General features: G+C 43.3%; 25 protein-coding genes. 13 read left to right on the top strand and 12 right to left on the bottom strand.

Translation table 11 applies throughout. The annotated features are described in order from the left end of the window. Positions 1-6 precede the first annotated feature (6 nt). From ACTD55_RS12120 to ACTD55_RS12105, 4 genes are read right to left on the bottom strand one after another with little or no spacing between them, the layout of a single operon-like run. Positions 7-717 (bottom strand): ZIP family metal transporter, encoded by a 711-nt coding sequence (locus ACTD55_RS12120; protein WP_438864597.1) that lies wholly within the window; start codon positions 715-717, stop codon positions 7-9. Positions 718-731: 14 nt separating this feature from the next. After that, positions 732-1,352, bottom strand: coding sequence for a TMEM165/GDT1 family protein (locus ACTD55_RS12115; RefSeq protein WP_438864596.1), 621 nt, complete (start codon positions 1,350-1,352; stop codon positions 732-734). 27 nt (positions 1,353-1,379) lie between these two features. Then, on the bottom strand, positions 1,380-2,015 hold the full coding sequence (locus ACTD55_RS12110; protein ID WP_438864595.1) for a DUF2959 domain-containing protein: 636 nt from the start codon (positions 2,013-2,015) through the stop codon (positions 1,380-1,382). Then, complete coding sequence (locus ACTD55_RS12105) at positions 2,015-2,248, bottom strand: hypothetical protein (protein WP_438864594.1); 234 nt, start codon at positions 2,246-2,248, stop codon at positions 2,015-2,017. Before ACTD55_RS12105 ends, ACTD55_RS12110 begins: the two co-directional genes overlap by 1 nt. Before the next feature lie 168 nt (positions 2,249-2,416). On the opposite strand from ACTD55_RS12105, the gene dtd reads away from it, so the two are divergent. Next, on the top strand, positions 2,417-2,854 hold the full coding sequence (gene dtd, locus ACTD55_RS12100) for a D-aminoacyl-tRNA deacylase (protein WP_438864593.1): 438 nt from the start codon (positions 2,417-2,419) through the stop codon (positions 2,852-2,854). Here the strand turns inward: dtd and ACTD55_RS12095 are convergent, their stop codons facing one another. Next, the gene (locus ACTD55_RS12095) at positions 2,855-3,604 is read right to left on the bottom strand and encodes a methyltransferase domain-containing protein (RefSeq protein ID WP_438864592.1); all 750 of its coding nucleotides are present in this window, start codon (positions 3,602-3,604) and stop codon (positions 2,855-2,857) included. Positions 3,605-3,702: 98 nt separating this feature from the next. Between ACTD55_RS12095 and ACTD55_RS12090 the strand changes: the two genes are divergently transcribed. Continuing rightward, complete coding sequence (locus ACTD55_RS12090; protein ID WP_438864591.1) at positions 3,703-4,614, top strand: YiiD C-terminal domain-containing protein; 912 nt, start codon at positions 3,703-3,705, stop codon at positions 4,612-4,614. Positions 4,615-4,674: 60 nt separating this feature from the next. Here the strand turns inward: ACTD55_RS12090 and rpoH are convergent, their stop codons facing one another. Continuing rightward, positions 4,675-5,526 carry an RNA polymerase sigma factor RpoH gene (gene rpoH / locus ACTD55_RS12085; RefSeq protein WP_438864590.1) on the bottom strand — a complete coding sequence of 284 codons (852 nt, stop codon included), beginning with the start codon at positions 5,524-5,526 and terminating at the stop codon, positions 4,675-4,677. 318 nt (positions 5,527-5,844) lie between these two features. Between rpoH and ACTD55_RS12080 the strand changes: the two genes are divergently transcribed. After that, the gene (locus ACTD55_RS12080; RefSeq protein WP_438864589.1) at positions 5,845-7,068 is read left to right on the top strand and encodes an EAL and HDOD domain-containing protein; all 1,224 of its coding nucleotides are present in this window, start codon (positions 5,845-5,847) and stop codon (positions 7,066-7,068) included. A 19-nt stretch (positions 7,069-7,087) separates the two neighbouring features. On the opposite strand, the gene ftsX is transcribed toward ACTD55_RS12080, so the two are convergent. Genes ftsX through ftsY form a run of 3 tightly spaced genes read right to left on the bottom strand, consistent with a single transcriptional unit; the run spans position 7,088 to position 9,921 of the window. Then, positions 7,088-8,068, bottom strand: coding sequence for a permease-like cell division protein FtsX (ftsX, locus tag ACTD55_RS12075; RefSeq protein WP_438864692.1), 981 nt, complete (start codon positions 8,066-8,068; stop codon positions 7,088-7,090). Further along, on the bottom strand, positions 8,052-8,753 hold the full coding sequence (ftsE, locus tag ACTD55_RS12070; RefSeq protein ID WP_438864588.1) for a cell division ATP-binding protein FtsE: 702 nt from the start codon (positions 8,751-8,753) through the stop codon (positions 8,052-8,054). Before ftsE ends, ftsX begins: the two co-directional genes overlap by 17 nt. 19 nt (positions 8,754-8,772) lie before the next feature. Further along, the gene (ftsY, locus tag ACTD55_RS12065) at positions 8,773-9,921 is read right to left on the bottom strand and encodes a signal recognition particle-docking protein FtsY (protein ID WP_438864587.1); all 1,149 of its coding nucleotides are present in this window, start codon (positions 9,919-9,921) and stop codon (positions 8,773-8,775) included. A gap of 90 nt (positions 9,922-10,011) precedes the next feature. Here ftsY and rsmD point away from each other — a divergent pair, with 90 nt between their 5' ends. Together rsmD and ACTD55_RS12055 are read left to right on the top strand one after the other, a co-directional pair. Next, positions 10,012-10,602, top strand: a complete 591-nt coding sequence (gene rsmD, locus ACTD55_RS12060; RefSeq protein ID WP_438864586.1) for a 16S rRNA (guanine(966)-N(2))-methyltransferase RsmD — start codon at positions 10,012-10,014, stop codon at positions 10,600-10,602. Positions 10,603-10,606: 4 nt separating this feature from the next. After that, positions 10,607-10,990, top strand: a complete 384-nt coding sequence (locus ACTD55_RS12055) for a diacylglycerol kinase (protein WP_438864585.1) — start codon at positions 10,607-10,609, stop codon at positions 10,988-10,990. A 286-nt stretch (positions 10,991-11,276) separates the two neighbouring features. Here the strand turns inward: ACTD55_RS12055 and ACTD55_RS12050 are convergent, their stop codons facing one another. Then, complete coding sequence (locus ACTD55_RS12050; RefSeq protein WP_438864584.1) at positions 11,277-11,864, bottom strand: YjaG family protein; 588 nt, start codon at positions 11,862-11,864, stop codon at positions 11,277-11,279. Next, a complete protein-coding gene (locus tag ACTD55_RS12045; protein WP_438864583.1) occupies positions 11,861-12,454 on the bottom strand; it encodes a YhgN family NAAT transporter in 594 nt (197 codons plus the stop codon). Before ACTD55_RS12045 ends, ACTD55_RS12050 begins: the two co-directional genes overlap by 4 nt. Before the next feature lie 144 nt (positions 12,455-12,598). Here ACTD55_RS12045 and ACTD55_RS12040 point away from each other — a divergent pair, with 144 nt between their 5' ends. After that, positions 12,599-12,781, top strand: a complete 183-nt coding sequence (locus ACTD55_RS12040; protein ID WP_438864582.1) for a helix-turn-helix domain-containing protein — start codon at positions 12,599-12,601, stop codon at positions 12,779-12,781. Between the two features lie 104 nt (positions 12,782-12,885). Here the strand turns inward: ACTD55_RS12040 and pepB are convergent, their stop codons facing one another. After that, a complete protein-coding gene (gene pepB / locus ACTD55_RS12035) occupies positions 12,886-14,175 on the bottom strand; it encodes an aminopeptidase PepB (protein WP_438864581.1) in 1,290 nt (429 codons plus the stop codon). Between the two features lie 89 nt (positions 14,176-14,264). Here pepB and sfsA point away from each other — a divergent pair, with 89 nt between their 5' ends. The 7 genes from sfsA to panC all read left to right on the top strand — a co-directional run bounded on the left by sfsA (position 14,265) and on the right by panC (position 20,250). After that, complete coding sequence (gene sfsA, locus ACTD55_RS12030) at positions 14,265-14,972, top strand: DNA/RNA nuclease SfsA (RefSeq protein ID WP_438864580.1); 708 nt, start codon at positions 14,265-14,267, stop codon at positions 14,970-14,972. Between the two features lie 165 nt (positions 14,973-15,137). Next, positions 15,138-15,587 carry an RNA polymerase-binding protein DksA gene (gene dksA / locus ACTD55_RS12025; RefSeq protein WP_416306407.1) on the top strand — a complete coding sequence of 150 codons (450 nt, stop codon included), beginning with the start codon at positions 15,138-15,140 and terminating at the stop codon, positions 15,585-15,587. Positions 15,588-15,670: 83 nt separating this feature from the next. Further along, complete coding sequence (gluQRS, locus tag ACTD55_RS12020) at positions 15,671-16,552, top strand: tRNA glutamyl-Q(34) synthetase GluQRS (RefSeq protein ID WP_438864579.1); 882 nt, start codon at positions 15,671-15,673, stop codon at positions 16,550-16,552. A gap of 171 nt (positions 16,553-16,723) precedes the next feature. Further along, positions 16,724-18,052, top strand: coding sequence for a polynucleotide adenylyltransferase PcnB (gene pcnB / locus ACTD55_RS12015; RefSeq protein WP_438864691.1), 1,329 nt, complete (start codon positions 16,724-16,726; stop codon positions 18,050-18,052). Further along, positions 18,049-18,534, top strand: a complete 486-nt coding sequence (gene folK, locus ACTD55_RS12010) for a 2-amino-4-hydroxy-6-hydroxymethyldihydropteridine diphosphokinase (RefSeq protein WP_438864578.1) — start codon at positions 18,049-18,051, stop codon at positions 18,532-18,534. The genes pcnB and folK overlap by 4 nt, the downstream gene beginning before the upstream one ends. Positions 18,535-18,589: 55 nt before the next feature. Next, positions 18,590-19,384, top strand: a complete 795-nt coding sequence (gene panB, locus ACTD55_RS12005) for a 3-methyl-2-oxobutanoate hydroxymethyltransferase (protein WP_438864577.1) — start codon at positions 18,590-18,592, stop codon at positions 19,382-19,384. Positions 19,385-19,392: 8 nt separating this feature from the next. After that, positions 19,393-20,250, top strand: coding sequence for a pantoate--beta-alanine ligase (gene panC / locus ACTD55_RS12000; protein ID WP_438864576.1), 858 nt, complete (start codon positions 19,393-19,395; stop codon positions 20,248-20,250). Positions 20,251-20,280: the final 30 nt, after the last annotated feature.

Genomic DNA, 20,280 nt, shown 5'->3' with positions numbered 1-20,280 from the left:
GTTAACTTAGGTATACATGTAACCCATTACACCTAACACAAAACCTAAGACCGCGCCCATTGGTGGCGCACGGTGTTTCTCCAGACGGGCTTGTGGCGCAATATCCTGAAAAACCGAATATAAAATCCCGCCCGCGGCAATCAACATAACAATCCCGGTAACAGCCGGATAATCGGATAACCATAAATAGCCACTGACACCAGCCAGTGGTCCCAATAACGACATGATAGTAAAAATAATCACAATGCGTTGTCCGGAAAGATTACTGCTCTGGTTGATTTCGCGATAAGCATTAAAGCCTTCAGGTATATTTTGCAGCGCAATTAATCCCGCCAATAAATACGCACTATCGTTACCCATGGCGATGGCGGCACCTAATGCCATTGATTCAGGGATAAAATCACTTAGCATTGCAGCTAACTGACTACCAGCCGTTTTAAGCCGGGCAAGCAGCATATCCAAGCCCATAAAGGTCGCGCCACCAAAGATTAAACAAGTCGCTGCAACGATAGGCGATAAATGTTCAATGCCTTCTGGCACCAGCACCAATGCCACTGCCGATAGCAAAGCCCCCCCACCAAAAGCCACCACACTATGTCTAAATTCCTGTTCCAGCCAGTCCGAGTGGATATTTTCAAATTTGGCTAATAATGCCCCTACAGGCATCGCCAATCCGGCTCCTAAGGTCAATAACACAACAATGAATAATGGATGCATTCAAGCCCCTAATATTAAAGGTTAAGCAATTGATAGGTTTCCCAGCCGGCAAACATCGCTAATAGAAGAAATAACACTCCACTGAACCGATGAATCAAATCCATTGGAATTTTTTGCAATAAGGTGCGCCCTGCCCACACTCCCAATGATGAGGTCGAGATTAACGCTAGCGTGGCGCCAATCCATACTGCAAGCGGTATATAGGTCGCACTTAATGCGACTACCGCTAACTGGGTTTTATCACCAAACTCAGCCAGCGTAATAAGCAAAAAAGTGGTAACCAGCACATTACGATTACTCCGTTCAATACTTTCCACTTCCTCATCTTCACTATTACGTAATGCCTGAATGCCAAAGACGGCAAACAATAAGGCCACAATAGCAGTCATGACTGATTGAGGGATCCAACTGGCAATCGCGACACCAAACAATACCGCTAAGCTATTAAGCACAATAAAGGCCAGTGCGGCACCCAGTATCACCGGAGTGGCACGATATTTAGCCGCGAGAGCCATACACACCAATTGACTTTTATCGCCTATTTCAGCGGCAAACACCAATAAATAACTTGAGCCCGAGGCACTGGCCATATCCAACCAGCTTGAATGCGCGGGAAATAGAGTAAACGACTGCATACTGTTCAACTATGCTGTGAAAGGCGATTAACCGCCTTTCATATTGTTAATGAATTCATTGGACTGAGCGATTGCACTATTCATTTCCTTGATTAGCTGATCTACATCCTTTTTAATATTATTCAATTCGCCTTGCAACGCGCCTACCGCGGCGGCATTAAGATTATGTTTTAAATACAACATGTTATCTTGTAATGCCGATAATACTGGTGCCATTTTACTTTCTGCCTTGCGCATGGATTTAACCAGACTTAAATAACGGCGCTGAGTTTCTTTAAGTTTACGTTGACTATCACGACGTAAATTCTCGTTACTGTACTGATCCAGCTCATCTTGCCATTCATCAAATAGCGCCTCGGCGACACTTTCGACTTTATCAATTTGGGCACTGACTCTGGATGCAGATTCCTCACTCACTTCATATTGATCTTTAAGATTCTGGTAAACTTCTTGTAATTCACCACCATCAAACTGAATCAGTTCACTAAGCTGTTCCAGGGCAGAACTAAATTGCTGCTGGGCATCCTGCTGCGCATCTTTGGCGTCTTCGACTCTATCGACTAAAATATCTCGCTTCTCGATACCGACCTTTTCCATCGCAGCATAGTAGGCAGATTGACATCCCGTTAATAAAATAAATAACGGGATGAGTAACTTTTTCATCACGCTCCGCCTCGGTATTTAGCGGCATCGATAATAGCCCACAAGTGAAAAATCGCGCCAATAATCCACATGAAAAACAAGATAACCGTAGCCGTCAGCGCATAACATACGGCAGTAACCACAAAAAACATTAACGCGGCCAGAATTCGACCTTGAACTAACTGACCTAAACCTGGAATAAAAATATTACATAATGCAGCAATCACATTGCCGCCCGATCCTTGTCCTGCCATGACTCTCTCCTCATTCGCGATCAAATTGCATTCATTAGTTCTACAAGTTAATGGAATTTAGCATTTTACTCAAGAACATCACTCAATACCCTATCAAAACCAATAACCACTCCACTATCCACAGCTTGGATGATAAATTAGATAACACAAAGAAATTAAGGTGCAGCAATGATTGGATTATTACAGCGAGTAAAACAAGCCAGTGTCGTGGTTGAAGGTGAGTGCGTAGGCAGAATTGGTCAAGGAATATTACTGCTGTTGGGGATTGAAAAAGAAGACGATGAAAATAAAGCCCAACGTCTGTGCCAACGGGTATTAAACTATCGGATTTTTAGCGATGCGGCAGATAGAATGAATCTTAATTTGCAGCAAATAAAAGGTGAACTGTTAGTAGTATCACAGTTTACGCTCGTGGCGGATACCCGCAAAGGAAACCGCCCCAGCTTTTCCAGTGCGGCCGATCCCCAATTGAGTGAAAAGTTATATGAGTATTTTATTCAGCAAGCTCGAGATAGTGGTATTCAATGTCAAACCGGTCAGTTTGGTGCGGATATGCAAGTAGAATTAATTAATGATGGTCCTGTTACCTTTCAGTTATCCATATAGTTAGGGATCTAATACGAATAAATTTAAATTAATCGCCATTTTATTCACAAAGGAAAAAAAATCCTGATCAAATCTAATTCTGGGAATGTCCCGATCTGCCACCATCAGGATCCGGTTAATATAACCGGGGAGCGAGAAGCACATGGGTAAGCGGCCAAATTGCTGTTGTAAAAGTTGCATCACTTGGTCCACCTGATGCTCTCCTGCCGGAAGTAAATTCAGCACTAGAAGACTATTTGCTGACAAACATTCCTGACAACACCGATAGAAATCAGCTGTGAATAAAAACTCAGGACAATGCTGTTCAGCAAATAAATCGATAAACAATAAATCTATATCTTTAGCTTGGGCTAAATAGTCCAAGGCGTCCGCCTGAATAATATTGCCGTGTATTTGATTAGGATTAAAATAGTGATCAAAACATGCGATAACGTCCGGGCTAATATCGACGCTGGTCAGGGTTATCGGATTAAAATGGGCTAAATAACGTTGGATTGAGCCGCCGCCCAGCCCAAGCTCTAATGCACTGCTTGCCTGAGGAACAAAATATTGAGCCAGCATCATCGCATGCAAATGCGGTAAAATAAGTTGCTCCGGTTGTTTGACACTCATTACACTGTGCACAGTAGAATTAATTTTTAGCCAGCAATAATGTTCGTTTCGCTCTACGGATAAGGCCTGTGAGCCGCCTAAATTACGCATGTATAGCAATGATTGTTGCTCAAGATCTTGTTTTAAATTGAATATCACTGTTATAAATCATCTTCCTAAACTGTGCAGAACACTATAAGGTTATCCGTTCTGGATCGAAACTGTAACCTTTTCTAACTAAGAGAATAAGTGAATATATGTATAGAGTCGTAACACCGGAAACCGATGAAGACTTTGAAAAGTATTTTACTTTTCGCTGGCAAATGTTGCGTAAACCATGGAATTACCCTCCCGGTTCAGAAAAGGATGAATACGAACAAGTTAGTCATCATAGGATGATTGTTGGTCCAAACAAAGAAGTATTGGCCATAGGTCGACTGCATTTCAACACCTCAGAAGAAGCGCAAATGCGCCATATTGCCGTTGCCAATGATCAACAAGGCAAAGGGTTGGGGAAATTGATTGTCTCTGCTATTGAAGGTGTCGCTCGCCACGAAGGTGTCGAGCGGATTGTAACCAACAGCCGCGAACTTTCTATGCCATTTTTTAAAAGTTGTGGCTATGTTGTCGCCGGAGAAAGCCCTACCGAATTAGGGAGTTTAAGCCGCCAGCTAATGATTAAACAACTGACTGAAATGAATGCCATCATGATCCACCCCAAATGGTGTCAAGCGTTACAGGAAGTTTGGCATGACTCAATTCCGATTAGCGAACAGATGGGTATAAAACTATTTCAATACAGTGGTCGTACATTGGAAACCCGCTCATCCTTAGTAAAAAATATGAATCCGCATAACACCATGTTTGCTGGCAGCATCTATTCACAAGCGGTTTTAACCGGTTGGGGAATGATTCATTTACATTTAAAAGAAAAAGATCTGAGCGGTGATATTGTACTGGCCGAAGGCGAGATTAAATATAATAAACCTATCACCGTTCGGCCAAGAGCCGTATGCAATATTGAGTCGATGGTCGAAAAATTCGATTTGTTAAGAAAAAATAAGCGCTGTCCAGTTAAGCTACAAGTAGACATTTTTGACGATGAAACACCAGTAGGAGTGTTTAAAGGTGAATATTGGGTTATGCCAAGCAAACCTGAAAACGAATAATTAAACTTGAGGCACAAAAAAGCCTTCCGAAGAAGGCTTAGTTAATTTGTTGGCTAGCGATTAGGCCATTGCAGATTGCAATTTTTTCATCGCATTCTTTTCAATTTGACGTACACGCTCAGCGGACACCTGATATTTATCTGCCAGTTCCTGCAAAGTCGTTTTATCATCGGTCAACCAGCGCGTTTGAATAATATGCTGACTGCGCTCATCCAAGGTCTTAATCGCTGAATAAAGACGGTCGCTGGAATTACTGTCCCAATCATCAGAAATAATCTGTGATTCAACACTTTCAGACTTATCTTCAAGATATTGTACGGGTGCAAAATTGCCGCTTTCGTCATCATCAGCTGACAAATCAAAAGTCTGATCTTGGCTGCTCATACGGGCTTCCATTTGCAGAACTTCTTTGGTGCTCACACCTAATTCTTCGGCAACGGTTTCAACTTCAGCATGTGTAAACCAGCCAAGACGCTTTTTGGCCTTACGCAAATTAAAGAACAGTTTACGTTGTGCTTTAGTGGTAGCGACTTTTACGATACGCCAGTTGCGCAAGACAAATTCATGAATTTCAGCTTTTATCCAATGCACTGCGAAAGACACTAGTCGAACACCAACAGTGGGATCAAAACGCTTGACGGCTTTCATCAAACCAATATTGCCTTCCTGAATTAAGTCAGCCTGAGGCAAACCATAACCAGAATATGATTTTGCAATATGCACAACAAAGCGCAAATGAGACATGATCAGCTTACGTGCTGACTCCAGGTCACCATCTTGTTGTAACTTTTCAGCTAACTCGCGCTCTTCTTCGGCACTCAACATGGCAATACTGCCAGCGGCCTGAATATAGGCTTCAATACTACCGGAGCTGCGAGGAACGCTTAATGCCATTTGTAGGCTTGTGCTCATTGTGAACTCCTAAAATTACTTATTGCACTCAGTCTATCATCGCGCCAAATGCTTCGCCATTACTTTTGCATTTGCTTACATTTGCGCAGGACTTGTTGGTTATTTCATTAGTGTCTATTTCACTTAATAAGTTCCAATGGTGACAAATCAATAAAATTTCAATATGGTGACAACAAAAAAATTTAATTCTCTATTTTTCAAGTTTGATACATGTAACCGTTCAACATAACGTTTTCACTGCGTAATCAGACTGGAGTGGTAATTAAGGTAGTTGTATTTTTCTGAAATATTCTACTTTCATAAAGGAAGATTAGCGTTATGTATAACTATGTGGCACGACAAGCCATTTTTGACCGAAAAAAACGAGTGCATGCCTATGAGCTATTATTCCGTGATGGTACCAGTAATTGTTATCCCGATATTGCCCCCGACGAAGCCACCTCTAAATTATTGACTAATAGTCATTTAAGTCTGGGTCTGGATGAAATCACCAATGGTAAACCTGCCTTTATCAACTTTTTTCAAGACACCTTATTATACCGTTTTCCAACCTTTCTTGATCCTGACGCTGTCGTGGTGGAGATACTCGAAAACATTGAAATTAATCAACCCATTCTGGATGCCTGTGCTCAAATTAAGGCATTAGGTTACAAGCTCGCATTAGATGATTATGACTTCGATCCTAAATGGGACATATTTATTCCTCTTGTGAGCATCATTAAAGTCGATGTCAGGGAAAGCAGTCGCGCTACCATTGAAGACAATATGGCGAAATTAAAAGCCTACAATGTCAAATTAGTTGCCGAAAAAATCGAAACTCACGATGAGTTTCAGTTTTTTCATGAACTGGGCTTTGATTATTTTCAAGGCTACTTTTTTACCCGCCCTGAGGTCATCAAAAATAAGGGTCTGCCTTCATCGAAAATCAATATTATCGAGTTACTATCGGTTTCGTCTTCAATCGAATTCGACTTTGCTCATATCAATAATATTATTGAACGAGATGTTGCCTTAACCTATCGATTATTGCGTTTTATTAATAATCCGTTAGTCAACAAACGGCACAAAATTACATCATTACGACATGCCCTGAATTTTATGGGCCAAATCGAAATCAAAAAGTTTATTGCCTTGCTGGCATTGGCTAATTTAAATGACAACAAACCACCAGAACTCGTCCACACATCGCTGATCCGTGCCAAATTTTGTGAACTCATTGCCGACAATAAGGGCGAATACAATAACCCTCCAATGGGCTTTTTAGTGGGCTTGTTATCGATGTTAGACGCCCTTCTCGATCAAGAAATGACTGTATTGGTGAATAAATTACCCATTTCAGATGAACTCAAACAGGCGCTTTGTGGCATTGAAGGACGACTGAATAATTACCTTTTATTAGCAAAAGCTCTTGAATCAGGTAACTGGGAAACCGCAACCACAGCTGCAGATTGTCTACAAATTGGTACCGATGATGTGCATCAATTTCATCAGCAAGCGCTCATTTGGGGAGCGGCAATGCGCACCGTAGCAAAAGACGATTAATGCTCTGTACAATATTCAGTTAACTCGGCTCTATATCTCGCACATGTCGATGCACGCTGATCACGGAACCGACTAAACCAAGAAAAATAGACAGGCCTAACATGGTCAATAATTCTGACCCGGCTAAACCGGTTAATTCAAAGTTTTTCTGATATAAGGCAGTCACATTGGCAATACTGGATCCCATCCACCACGTAATCAATATCACCGCAAACCAGGCTAATATTCCCCCGGTTAGACCAAACCAGAAGCCGGTATACAGGAAGGGCCGCTGAATAAAAGCATCCGTCGCGCCAACTAATTTCATCACCAGAATTTCACTTCGCTTATTCAGTATATTTAATCGGATAGTGTTACCAATTATCAATACCACTGCCATAAACAGTAAAATTGCGATTAGCAGTACTAATTCTCGAGCCAATCCCAGTACGCCATGCAAACGAGTTAGCCATTCAATATCCAGCTTGCCGGTTTCGACTTCTCTTTCATCACGTAATTTTTCCAATAATCGTGCTGCCGACTGGGGTCCTGCATGCTTGACCGTTGGTGTCACCAATATCACTTCAGGCAGCGGATTGCTGTCCAAATACTGTAGGGCATCACCAAAACCGGATAATTGTTTAAATTCATTCAACGCTTGATCAGCAGGGATATGCACCAGTTTTTCAACTTCAGGCCATAAGCTAACCCGTTTAATCATTTGCTGAATATCTCCTTGAGAGACATCCCTGCGCAAAAACAATGATATTTCTGCCGCCTGCTCCCAGCCAGCACTAACCTGCTCGGTATTTTTAACCAACACATACAAGGTTGTCGGCAAGGTTATACTCAATCCCAAAACACCAATTGTCATCAATGATGCCGCTGGAGTACGCCATAATTCACCTAAACTAGCTAACGCCTGACGTAAATGATCAACAAAAAACATCAGCACTTTTTGTGGGGCTGAAATTTTGCTTTGTTCTGCTCCGTGCTGGCGTTCTTTAAACAATAAGCTCATCATCACCCTCCTGCCAATCTTCTGCTAATCCGTCAGTTATCATTTGACCATTCTTAAGAGTCAGGGTGCGATAACGCATACGAGCAATTAACCCAAGATCATGGGTTGCGATCAATACAGAAACCCCCGCCTGATTGAAGTTCTCAAATAGTTGAATAATTTCCATGGATAATTTGGGATCGAGGTTACCTGTCGGCTCATCGGCGAGTAACAGAGGGGGTTTATTTACCACGGCACGGGCGATCCCCACACGTTGTTGCTCACCACCTGATAGGGTAATAGGGGAATTTTTCGCTTTATTTAATAAGCCGACCATATCCAGCGCGGCATGGACTCTGCGGGTAATTTCACGTCGGGCGTAGCCCTCAATAATTAACGGCAACGCCACATTATCAAATACACTTTTATCCATTAACAATTGATGGCTTTGAAAAATCATCCCAATGTCGCGGCGGATATAGGGAATTTGTCGTGCTTTGATTTGCATTAAATCATGACCATTAATCAGTACTTTTCCCACTGTGGGACGTTCCATAATACTAATTAATTTCAGCAAGGTACTTTTACCTGCACCGGAATGTCCGGTTAAAAACGCCATTTCTCCAGGTTTAATATGAAAACTCACCTGACGTAATGCCTGATGTCCCCCCGGGTAAGTTTTACTCACTTGCTGAAACTTAATCATAATCTATTTGGGTTTCCGTTTATTCTTCTGACTGACTAAAAAGGGCATCAATAAATTGTGAACCTTCGAAAGGTCTTAAATCATCGATCCCTTCACCCACTCCAATATAACGGATCGGAATACTGAACTGATCAGCAATGGCAAAAATTACCCCGCCTTTGGCGGTACCATCCAGTTTAGTTAAGGTAATGCCAGTTAAACCAACCGCTTCACTAAATAATTTTGCTTGGCTAATGGCATTCTGTCCGGTACCGGCATCCAAGGTTAACATCACTTCGTGAGGGGCATCAGGATTGATTTTTTTCATCACCCGCACGACTTTTTTTAATTCTTCCATCAGATGATCTTTGTTCTGTAAACGGCCTGCCGTATCGGCAATCAGAATATCGACTTTACGAGCCTGGGCAGCCTGCAATGCATCAAATAATACCGAGGCACTATCCGATCCGGTTTGTTGGGCAATCACCGGAATATTATTGCGCTCGCCCCACACTTGTAGTTGCTCCACCGCTGCGGCTCTAAAGGTATCACCTGCGGCCAGCATGACTTTTTTACCCTGCTGCTGGTATTGTTTGGCGAGTTTACCAATAGTAGTGGTTTTACCAACACCATTGACACCCACCATCAAAATTACAAATGGCCCATCGGTTTGACTAAAATCCAATGGCTGACTCACCGGTTTAAGTAACTCGGCCATTTGTTGCTTGAGCAATGTATATAATGCCTCAGCGTCTTTTAACTGGGCTAATTTAGCCTTTTCCGTTAATTGGCGAATAATTTTTTGGGTGGTATCCATCCCCAAGTCTGCCAATAACAGTTGGGTTTCCAATTCTTCAAATAGCTCATCATCAATTTTTTTGCCGGTAAATAAACTGATAAACCCCGTACCAATATTGATTCGGGTTTTCGATAAACTTTGCTTGAGTTTACTAAAAAAGCCACCGGAACCCGGTTTATCCTGGATTTCAGATGGCGCTTTTTCTGGGGGAGTCGTTGCCTCTGTGACGTCCGGCTCGACATGCGTAGCAGGAATATCATGGTCTGCTTCTAGCGGCTTTTCAATGTCCTCAGCGGGTAACGATTCTGTTGGTGATTCTACTGCCTGTTCGGGCTCAGAGGGCGCCTGATTTTGTTTATCTTTTTTAAACCAGGGGAATAGCTTCGACATAAAAACCAAGTTCCTTAACAATAATTAGGTATGTAACAGCAACCATGAAGCTGTACACTATGTGTTAATCCGAATAATCATATCATTTCAATGAAGTCTCAGGCCAAAAAAAAATCTCTAACTTCAGGAAGCATTCGTATTATTGCCGGACAATGGCGAGGACGAAAATTACCAGTCTTAAATGTACAAGGGTTACGCCCTACCACAGACAGAACGAAAGAAACCCTATTTAACTGGTTAGCGCCTTATATAGTAGGTCGCCATTGTCTCGATGCTTTTGCTGGCAGTGGTGGGCTGGGATTCGAGGCATTATCCCGTCATGCTGCTAGCTGTGTGTTTGTTGAGTTGGATAAATCAGCTTGCCAGATCATTCACCAAAACTGTCAAACTTTGCAGTTAACAACAGCGCAAGTAACGGTCTTGAATGATAATATTAACGTTATCACTGCAACACTTAATCGCTCATTTGATTTGATTTTTGTCGATCCCCCTTTTAATCAAGGGTTAGTTGAACCGCTGACAAAACAGATTAGCGAACACAACCTATTGGCCAACGATGGGTTAATTTATATAGAATCCGAGTTGGCAAACTCCAATTATGCTGTTCCCTCCGATTGGCGGTTATTAAAACAGCGTCAAACCAAGCAAGTTTGTTATCGCTTATATCAACGAGATGAATAAAAATATGACAATGGAAAAACCTAATGGCACCGGCCTTGGACGAGTATTCAAAGCCGCACAATGTTCGCTAGACGGAATAGGTTACGCCTTTCGTCATGAGGCGGCTTTTCGTCAGGAACTATTATTGTGTCTGATTATGATCCCGCTGGCTTTTTGGATCACACATAAGCCATTGGAGTTGGTCGTATTGATTGTACCGCTACTGATGCTGTTGGTTGTAGAGTGTATCAATAGTGCTATTGAAGCGGCCATTGACCGGATAAGTACAGAAATTCATCCATTATCCAAGCAAGCTAAAGATCTCGGCTCGGCAGCGGTGTTTTTTACCATGCTGATCATTCTAGTCTGCTGGCTGGCAGTGATTATTCCTTTATTTATTAGTGAATAAACAATTTATTCCAATCCGGATTAGGGTCTGTTGATCTTTGCTGTATACTTTTGCAACGAATTGCGCGGTATTTAAACAACGAAGCACGATTGTGGTGTAGTTGTTCTACATGAATGAGTGCTGAAGCAGTAGAAATGCCGCGCAAACGTTGCCCGAAGGGTTCGTCCTAAACGCTTTTTACTCATTGTTGCTTATTTTTGACTTAATCCATTAGGCCTGCAAATAAGCGTCGCGATTAAAAAGCGTTTAGTTAGAACAAAATTCATACAGCAAAGATCAACAGACCCTAGTCCTGCAAATCAATACCGATATTTGACATCCCTTCTTCTGTCGCCATCGCTTTAAGCTGTTTAAACACATCAGCCGATGGCTTGGCCTTAGCGATCACATCGAGTAACTCGGTTTGAAAACTGATTTCCCACTGCATTAGTGGATGTTGTTTAATTTGCTGATCATCCACATCACCTTCAGTTGCCGCTTCAATAAAAGCTTCAACTGAACCTTGGGATAACTTACTGACCACTACGGCCCCTTGCGGATCATCATCCATAATTAACAATATTAATGCTGTCATAGACATGCAAACGTCAATAGCGGGATAAACCCCATACACATCAAAATCAGCCGCATCCGGGATCGCGACTTCGATTTTTTCCAACTGAGCCGCAAAATTAATTTTGCTTTTAGGACTGGCCAAAGACTCCCAAATGGAATTGAGTGTCTTACGATATTGTTCAGGATCCCCAAACTCACTCGCCTCACAAAACAGCTGATAATTGGGTAACATCCTTTCCACCAATGTGGCCGCGAAGGCAATAGCCTGCCAACCGGATAATTCTCTTACCCGAGCAAAGGTATTTAATTTGTTTTTCATGCAGCGTGTCCCCAATATGCAACGATACCATCAAGAAACATTTGAATAGAAATCATCACCAAAATCATGCCCATCAACCTTTCCACGGCCGTTAACCCCCGCTCACCCAAAATCCGATGGATAAGGCTGGAAAACATTAAAATTGCGGCACTCACCAGCCAAGCGCAAAACAGTGCAATACTCCAATCGGTCATCCGCGTAGGGTCTTGATTAGCCAGTAAAATTAGCGCGGCAAGAATAGATGGCCCTGCCACTAAAGGAATCGCTAGCGGCACCAGAAAAGGTTCTTCGCCAACAGTATGGCCGATAGCGCCGCCCGGTTGGGGAAAGATCATGCGTAATGCAATCAGAAACAAAATAATTCCGCCGGCAATACTGACGGTTTCCTGCCGAACATTTAAAAAATCCAGCATCGATTGGCCACTAAATAAAAATAGCCCCATGATGAGTAACGAAAAAATCAGTTCTCTAGCTAATACGATACGACGGCGTTTGGGTTCAATCACTTTTAGTACCGACATAAAAATCGGTAAATTGCCCAATGGATCCATAATCAGAAACAACATCACGGCAGCCGACCAAGTATCCATTTTTATTTCTCAGTATGTCACAGACGAATAATGCTGCTATTCTAGTAAAAAAATATCTAACTTTCAGTTATTTAATTAAGTTGTTTATACTGAGGTAAAATTTTAGTCTGTAACAATATTTATTAAACGATGGATGGGGAACAAATGAGTTTAATGACCGTAAGTGAAGTAGCGACATTTTTAGGGGTACAAGATATTCGGGTTGAACGCCTTGAGCGAGAGAGCCTGTTAATCGCCAAACAAAAAGATGATGAAGGGCGTCCCCTTTTTGACTCTGATGATGTAGAACGTTACAAAACCTTCGCAGAACGCATCGGCGGTATTTAATCGATATCACCAAGACGCGGAGGTTGATGTCACAATCATGCTTTCCTCAGCGCCTTAGCGATAACCCATTCTTGTTTACAGACCTAATTCAACGTCAATATCCATTAGTCTGCATTTAATAATGTTCTGGCAATAGTTCTAATTCCAGCTCCCGAAGCACCCGCAGGCAAATAACTGGTTGCATTATTATTAAATGCTGAAGCCAAATCAAAATGTATCCATCCCTGACCTTGATTACTCACAAACCGCGACAAAAAACCTGCTGCATTTGAAGCACCACCAGCGCCTCCGCCTTTTTGGGCTCGACTATTCGCCGTATCGGCATAAGCCGATGGACAATTTTCCTGATGCCATAACTCCAGCGGTAATGGCCACGCCGGTTCATTTTCCTGTTCAGCAATCGCCAGTACGGTTTGCAGTAACTTTTTATCCAAACCAAACAGGGCATTATAGTCATTGCCCACCGCAACCATTGCCGCTCCGGTTAAGGTCGCCGCATCAATAATCAATGGAGCTCCCGTTGCACTGGCGGCCAATAAACCGTCTGCCAGAACTAATCGCCCCTCAGCATCGGTATTGACTATTTCCACCGTTGTCCCATTTTTGTAAGTCAGAATATCACCAAGCTTAAAGGCATTTCCGTTAATCAAATTTTCAGCACAGCATAAAAATAATTTCACCCGTTTCTGCAAGCCTTGCATCATGGCTAATCCCAGTGCTCCACTAACGGTGGCTGCACCGCCCATATCGCATTTCATGGTGAGCATCCCTTCACTGGATTTAATGCTATAACCGCCACTATCAAACGTAATACCTTTGCCTACCAATGCGGCACTGACCGGTTCATCAGCCTGACCTGATGGGTTAAAATCAACTTCCAATAATAAAGGGGGGCGATCACTGCCCCGTCCCACATTATAAATGCCGGTCCAACCCTGCTTTTGCAAATCCTCACCACTGATCACTTTACTACTAATCGCCTCGCCACCAATTTGGCTTAGCCAATTAATGACTTCACTAGCCAGAGTTTGAGGATGAATATCGTTAGGCCCGCGATTAATAATATCGCGGGTAAATAACAAGGCTTTAAAGCGTTTTTCCAATTCGGCTTTATCCGTATTTTCCAGCCAAATAATCCCGCCCGGTTTTTTCACTGAACTGTAGCTATAAGCAAATGCCCATTGTTGTTCAATGTGCCAATCGCCTTGAAATTCCACTTCTTTATTGCCCAACCCTTCAAGAATACGCGCGGCTTTTTTAATAATACGTAAATAATTAGTTGGCTCATCGCCAAGATGAATGGTCGCACTGTTGTCGGTGAAAGATAAAATCGCATTGGCGCCCCAATGGGCTGCGGCTGGCTTGGTAGAAAGAGCCAAAGTAAGGTGAGCCATAAATAAACTCCAATATCGGTAAGTGAGTAAGGTAAGAACTGATAGAATAGGCAGCTAGTCTAAATTATCCAAGGGTGCTATCTCAAGCGATGAAATTTGTTAGTCCGCTGATCAAAGGAAAGTTAATTAAACGCTACAAACGTTTTTTTGCCGATGTGGAGTTGGCTCATGGTCAACTGGTGACGGCTCACTGCCCGAATACCGGTTCCATGACCAATTGTGGGGAAGTCGGCTGGACGGCTTATTTATCGGAACACAATAATCCCAAACGAAAACTCGCCTATACGTGGGAACTGGTAAAAAACCAGCAACAACAGATTATTGGTATTAACACCCACAATGCCAATAAATTAGTCGCAGAAGCGCTGCACAATCAAGTCATCCAAGAATTAGCCGACTATGAGCATATTGCTAGCGAAGTAAAATACGGTAGCGAAAATAGCCGTATTGATTTCTTGCTCACGCAAACCGATTTGCCCGACTGCTACGTAGAGGTGAAATCCGTGACATTGTTACAAGAGGGATGGGGGTATTTCCCCGACGCCGTTACTAAGCGAGGTCAAAAGCATCTGCGTGAGTTGGTCAATATGATCGAGCAAGGCCATCGTGCAGTATTATTATTTGCAGTACAGCATAGTGGTATCGAAAAAGTTCGGGTAGCCGCACATATTGATCCGGATTACGCCAAAGAACTCCAACTGGCAGTGGAGGCAGGAGTACAAATTTTGGCCTATCGCAGCCAGTTGCAACAAGAAAATTACTTTTTACATCAACCGGTCCCGTTTTATTTACAATAAAATAGTTGATTTTTTAAATTTCATCTCCATATTTGCGTGTCTGATTTGAGCCGGGTTATTTGTTATTGGAAGTGAACAACCCATATCATTGTCAAGGGCCAGGCTTTCTGCTATAGATAGCCGCTTATTTTAAATCCTTGCGATTTTGTTTAGGAGATTTGGCAAATGCCAACAGAAAAAACAAACAAAACCATTGGTCTGCTAGCGCTGGCAGGCGTATCGCCGTATCAGGTGAAGGACGGCGAAGAATACATGAATGATGCTCAAATGGAGCATTTTCGTAAATTATTACAAGCCTGGCGTAATCAACTGCGTGAAGAAGTAGACCGTACGGTACATCACATGCAGGATGAAGCCGCCAACTTCCCCGATCCCGTTGACCGGGCAGCACAGGAAGAAGAGTTCAGTATTGAATTACGTACACGAGATCGTGAACGTAAATTAATTAAAAAGATCGAAAAAACCCTTAAGCGTATCGAAGAAGACGACTTTGGCTTTTGTGATCAATGCGGTATTGAAATCGGTATCCGCCGTTTAGAAGCCAGACCGACAGCTGATCTGTGTATCGATTGTAAAACGATGGCAGAAATCAAAGAGAAACAGATGCAGGGTTAATCACCCTACGCTGTTGTATAGAAGCTGTATAAAGCCCGTCTTTATGCAGCTTTTGTCGTTTCTAGGGCAATGAGTTCTCCATCATGATGCTGATTAACACACCCTATCGAGGACGCTTTGCGCCATCGCCTTCCGGTCCACTGCATTTAGGGTCACTCGTAGCAGCAGTCGGGAGTTATCTGCAAGCACGCGCTGAATCCGGGCAATGGTTAGTACGCATTGAAGACATTGATCCACCGCGCGAAGTGGCGGGTGCAGCAGACCGTATTTTAACCAGTCTCGAAGCGCATGGATTGCTTTGGGATGAGGGTGTGGAATACCAGAGTCACAATAGCGCGCATTATGATCACCACCTGAATTGGCTGGCACAACAGCGACTTAGCTATTATTGCGACTGCACTCGCAAAATGATCCAGCAAGCTGGCGGTCATTACCAAGGCCACTGTCGGGAACGTCAACTTGCCGCCCCATATTGCGCATTGCGGATCCGCAATGATCAGCCGGTGGAACAGTTTACCGATTTACTCCAAGGCAATATTCAAAGTGACATGAATTTTGCTGGAGAAGACTTCATTATTAGACGCAAAGATGGTCTGTACGCGTACCATTTAGCGGTGGTCGTCGATGATATTCGTCAAGGTATCAACCATATAGTCCGAGGCGTCGATTTATTACAACCGACCGCCTGTCAGATGCTCCTGTATAAATTGTTTAATCAGCCAATTCCCCAGTATCTGCATTTGCCCGTGGTCGTCACACAGCCTGGAATGAAACTAAGTAAACAGAACCATGCCCCGGCTTTAAACGATAAACAAGCCAGTCAAAATATCACTCAGGTCTTAACCTGGTTAAATCATTCTCCACCCGCCGTATTGCAAGGTGCTCCCTGCCAGGAAATATTGCATTGGGCAGTCAACCACTGGCAGATTGAACGTTTACCCAAGACCATTGAAATTCAAACTTGATGATGAATAAGCCATAACCGAATCGCAAGTAACAGATAAAAACACCTAATAATTCTCTTTTACACCTAGCTGCGCTAGAATTAGCGGCCATTTTTCCGGCATAAATCGATCAAAATATTTCTAGGAGTCAGCGTTATAATTACCCGCATCATCAATAAGGTTAAACAAGCACTGAACAGTGGTGTTGTAGCCGAGAAAACCCGATTAGAGCCACGTATATTAAGCCGCAGTGAGCATGGCATTTCTCGTAATGACATTAGTGATAGTGCACTAAAAGTACTTTATCGCCTGCATAATGCTGGATTCAAAGCGTATCTGGTTGGAGGTTGTGTACGAGACTTATTACTGGGTCTTAAACCTAAAGATTTTGATGTGGTCACCGATGCTGAACCCGAACAGGTAAAAGCCCTATTCCGTAATTGTCGCCTGATTGGCCGTCGTTTTCGTTTGGCTCATGTGATGTTTGGTCGCGAGATCATTGAAGTCGCCACTTTTCGTGGTCATCACCAATCCGATGAAGACTTGGGCAAACAAAGTGACCATGGACAAATTCTGCGTGACAATGTCTTTGGTGATATTTTTGAAGATGCTGAACGTCGTGATTTCACCGTCAATGCGATGTATTACAACATCGCTGATTTTTCCATTAGTGATTTTGCCAACGGCATTGGCGCGATAGAACAACGAAAAATCAGTCTGATTGGCGATCCGGAAACCCGTTATCGCGAAGATCCAGTGCGTATGTTACGTGCCGTGCGTTTTGCAGCGAAACTGAATATGCAAATAGAGGATAGCGCTGCGCTGCCTATCAAGACGTTGGCGCCACTGTTAACCAATATTCCGCCAGCTCGCCTATTTGAAGAAGTGCTTAAACTATTTTTGTCCGGTAATGCCTTACAAATTTTTCATTTGTTGCAGCAATATCATTTGATGGAACCCCTATTTCCAATTCTGGCCCCGCTACTCAATGATGCCAATAGCCGTGAAATTAGTTTTATTGAAAAAGTCATGGCTAATACCGATGAACGTATCAACAACGAACAACGCGTGACCCCGGCCTTTATTTATGCCGCGCTTCTTTGGTATCCACTGGAAGATCGTTGTCAAAACCTGATTGTTGATGGAGGATTTAGTCAATTTGACGCGTTCAATCTGGCTATGGGTGACGTACTGGACAGACAAACCAAACGCATCATGATCCCCAAACGTTTTACTACCGTGATGCGTGAAATTTGGCAATTACAGAACCGTCTGCCACGTCGCTTTGGTCGTCGAGCCTTTCAGCTATTAGAACATCCAAGATTTCGGGCAGCTTACGATTTCTTGCTGGTTCGTGCTGAAATTGAAGGCGGGCAATTGGCGGAATTAGCCGAATGGTGGACCGAATTCCAGCATGCCAATCCTGAGCAACGTAAAAAAATATTGGATAAACTTCGCGATACGGAAAAACCACCAGCCCGCCGCAAGCGCAAATTTAAGCCTAAAAAAGCCGCCAAGTGAAACAGGTATTTATCGGATTGGGCAGCAACTTAAGCGAGCCCGTCAAACAGATCAAGATGGCCTTGAAAGCATTGAACAGTTTGCCAACAAGTCAAATCGGGCGTGTGTCCAGCCTATATGCTAGCCAACCTATGGGCCCTCAAGATCAGCCCGAATATGTTAACGCGGTGGCAGAACTTACAACCGACTTGTCTCCTTTAGCCTTACTCGATGGCTTACAACGCATTGAACTGGAGCAAGGCCGAGTGCGCAAAGATCAACGTTGGGGGGCACGCACACTGGACTTGGATATACTCCTGTATGCTAATCAACAGATTAAGAATGACCGCTTAACCGTGCCCCATTACGGCATGCGCGAACGGGAGTTTGTGTTATACCCATTGGCCGAGATTGCGCCGGATTTGGTCTTGCCCGATGGACAACCTTTAATTGAGCTGCTTGAAACCTGCCCTCTCAATGGATTAAACCAACTGACAATTTAATATCATTGCAAAAAAACGTATAGTGCAACCTTTCAACAACAGTGGGGTAGTAAAAATGAAAAAAGTCACAACTGCCAGTCTGTTGGCAATGAAACAAAACGGTGAAAAAATCACAGTCATCACAGCTTATGATGCCAGTTTTGCCAAATTATTTGATGAACAAGGTATTGATGCCATCCTGATTGGTGATTCTTTGGGCATGGTATTACAAGGCCAAGACGATACGTTGCCAGTCAGTGTCGATGATATTGTTTATCACACCAAGTCGGTACGTAAAGGCACTCAACGGGCATTTGTCATCGCTGATATGCCATTTATGAGTTATGCCAGCGCAGAACAAACCTATCACAATGCCGGTAAGCTAATGGCCGCCGGGGCCAGTATGGTCAAAATGGAAGGAGGGAGTTGGCTGGCCGATACCATTCGTGGATTGAATGAGCGAGGTGTTCCGGTCTGCGGTCATTTAGGTCTAACGCCCCAATCAGTTCATGTTTTCGGTGGATTTAAAGTTCAAGGTCGTTCAGAACTACAGGCCGAAAAAATGCTGGAAGAAGCCCTGCAATTAGAGCAAGCCGGTATGCAGTTATTGGTGCTTGAATGTGTCCCCACCGCATTAGCGCAAAAAATCAGTCGGGCGCTCAGCATCCCGGTGATTGGCATTGGTGCTGGCGCAGATACTGACGGTCAGGTACTGGTGATGCACGATATGTTAGGTATTAGTGCTAATTATATGCCCAAGTTTTCAAAAAATTATCTAGCTCAGTGCGGTGACATTCGCAGCGCCGTTACACAATATATTAAAGAAGTTCGTGAAGGTCACTTCCCGGACGTTGAACACAGTTTTAATTAAGGATAGCTATGCAAGTTATCAGTGATATTTTGCCATTACGGGCAATACGTCGCGAATGGCAATTAGCCGGTAAAGTGATTGCGTTTGTCCCTACCATGGGTAATTTACACCAAGGGCATCTGCAATTAGTTGAACAGGCGCGGAAGGCCGCAGACATCGTAGTGGTCTCCATTTTCGTTAATCCAATGCAATTTGGTGCCAATGAAGACCTGGAATCCTATCCCCGCACACTGGAACAAGATTGTACCGCCTTAGAAGCGTTAGGTGTCGACGTGGTATTTACCCCAAAAGCGAGTGATATATACCCACGAGGACTGGAACAGCAGACTTTTGTAGAAGTGCCCGGTATCTCCTACATGATTTGTGGCGCCAGCCGTCCTGGCCATTTTCGTGGAGTGGCGACCATTGTTTGCAAACTATTTAATATGGTTCAGCCTAATCATGCTTTTTTTGGAGAAAAAGACTTTCAGCAATTGCAGGTGATTAAGGCAATGGTTAGCGACTTATCCATGAATCTGCAAGTGCATGGTGTGGCCACTGCCCGGGATAAAGATGGTTTGGCACTGAGTTCTCGTAACGGTTATTTATCTGCGGAACAACGTCAGATTGCGCCCAACTTATACCGGGTGATGATGGAAATTGCCGATCATATCGAGTTAGGCCGACGGGATTTTTCCAAATTAATCCAAGGCTATACAGAAGAATTAAACTCACTCGGTTTTAAAACTGACTATATCGACATCCGTTGCGCCGATACCCTGTTGCCACCAGGGCATGAAGATTCAAATTTAGTCATCCTGATGGCCGCATTTCTAGGTAAAACCCGTCTGATTGATAATGTGAGTGTATCCCTGCAGTCAGAGTAAAAGGTTCAGGCGAACTTCGATTGTCGGATA

The organism is Neptunicella sp. (assembly GCF_048268085.1).
Taxonomy (GTDB): Bacteria; Pseudomonadota; Gammaproteobacteria; order Enterobacterales; family Alteromonadaceae; genus Neptunicella.
Note: the sequence above shows the minus strand (reverse complement) of the source record. Positions and strands in the feature narration are given on the sequence as shown.

Excerpts from the sequence above, each read along its gene's own strand:
- ACTD55_RS12120 (WP_438864597.1), bottom strand. The coding sequence starts at position 717 with ATGCATCCATTATTCATTGTTGTGTTATTGACCTTAGGAGCCGGATTG.
- ACTD55_RS12115 (WP_438864596.1), bottom strand. The coding sequence starts at position 1,352 with ATGCAGTCGTTTACTCTATTTCCCGCGCATTCAAGCTGGTTGGATATG.
- ACTD55_RS12110 (WP_438864595.1), bottom strand. The coding sequence starts at position 2,015 with ATGAAAAAGTTACTCATCCCGTTATTTATTTTATTAACGGGATGTCAA.
- ACTD55_RS12105 (WP_438864594.1), bottom strand. The coding sequence starts at position 2,248 with ATGGCAGGACAAGGATCGGGCGGCAATGTGATTGCTGCATTATGTAAT.
- dtd (WP_438864593.1), top strand. The coding sequence starts at position 2,417 with ATGATTGGATTATTACAGCGAGTAAAACAAGCCAGTGTCGTGGTTGAA.
- ACTD55_RS12090 (WP_438864591.1), top strand. The coding sequence starts at position 3,703 with ATGTATAGAGTCGTAACACCGGAAACCGATGAAGACTTTGAAAAGTAT.
- rpoH (WP_438864590.1), bottom strand. The coding sequence starts at position 5,526 with ATGAGCACAAGCCTACAAATGGCATTAAGCGTTCCTCGCAGCTCCGGT.
- ACTD55_RS12080 (WP_438864589.1), top strand. The coding sequence starts at position 5,845 with ATGTATAACTATGTGGCACGACAAGCCATTTTTGACCGAAAAAAACGA.
- ftsX (WP_438864692.1), bottom strand. The coding sequence starts at position 8,068 with ATGAGCTTATTGTTTAAAGAACGCCAGCACGGAGCAGAACAAAGCAAA.
- ftsE (WP_438864588.1), bottom strand. The coding sequence starts at position 8,753 with ATGATTAAGTTTCAGCAAGTGAGTAAAACTTACCCGGGGGGACATCAG.
- ftsY (WP_438864587.1), bottom strand. The coding sequence starts at position 9,921 with ATGTCGAAGCTATTCCCCTGGTTTAAAAAAGATAAACAAAATCAGGCG.
- rsmD (WP_438864586.1), top strand. The coding sequence starts at position 10,012 with ATGAAGTCTCAGGCCAAAAAAAAATCTCTAACTTCAGGAAGCATTCGT.
- ACTD55_RS12055 (WP_438864585.1), top strand. The coding sequence starts at position 10,607 with ATGACAATGGAAAAACCTAATGGCACCGGCCTTGGACGAGTATTCAAA.
- ACTD55_RS12050 (WP_438864584.1), bottom strand. The coding sequence starts at position 11,864 with ATGAAAAACAAATTAAATACCTTTGCTCGGGTAAGAGAATTATCCGGT.
- ACTD55_RS12045 (WP_438864583.1), bottom strand. The coding sequence starts at position 12,454 with ATGGATACTTGGTCGGCTGCCGTGATGTTGTTTCTGATTATGGATCCA.
- ACTD55_RS12040 (WP_438864582.1), top strand. The coding sequence starts at position 12,599 with ATGAGTTTAATGACCGTAAGTGAAGTAGCGACATTTTTAGGGGTACAA.
- pepB (WP_438864581.1), bottom strand. The coding sequence starts at position 14,175 with ATGGCTCACCTTACTTTGGCTCTTTCTACCAAGCCAGCCGCAGCCCAT.
- sfsA (WP_438864580.1), top strand. The coding sequence starts at position 14,265 with ATGAAATTTGTTAGTCCGCTGATCAAAGGAAAGTTAATTAAACGCTAC.
- dksA (WP_416306407.1), top strand. The coding sequence starts at position 15,138 with ATGCCAACAGAAAAAACAAACAAAACCATTGGTCTGCTAGCGCTGGCA.
- gluQRS (WP_438864579.1), top strand. The coding sequence starts at position 15,671 with ATGATGCTGATTAACACACCCTATCGAGGACGCTTTGCGCCATCGCCT.
- panB (WP_438864577.1), top strand. The coding sequence starts at position 18,590 with ATGAAAAAAGTCACAACTGCCAGTCTGTTGGCAATGAAACAAAACGGT.
- panC (WP_438864576.1), top strand. The coding sequence starts at position 19,393 with ATGCAAGTTATCAGTGATATTTTGCCATTACGGGCAATACGTCGCGAA.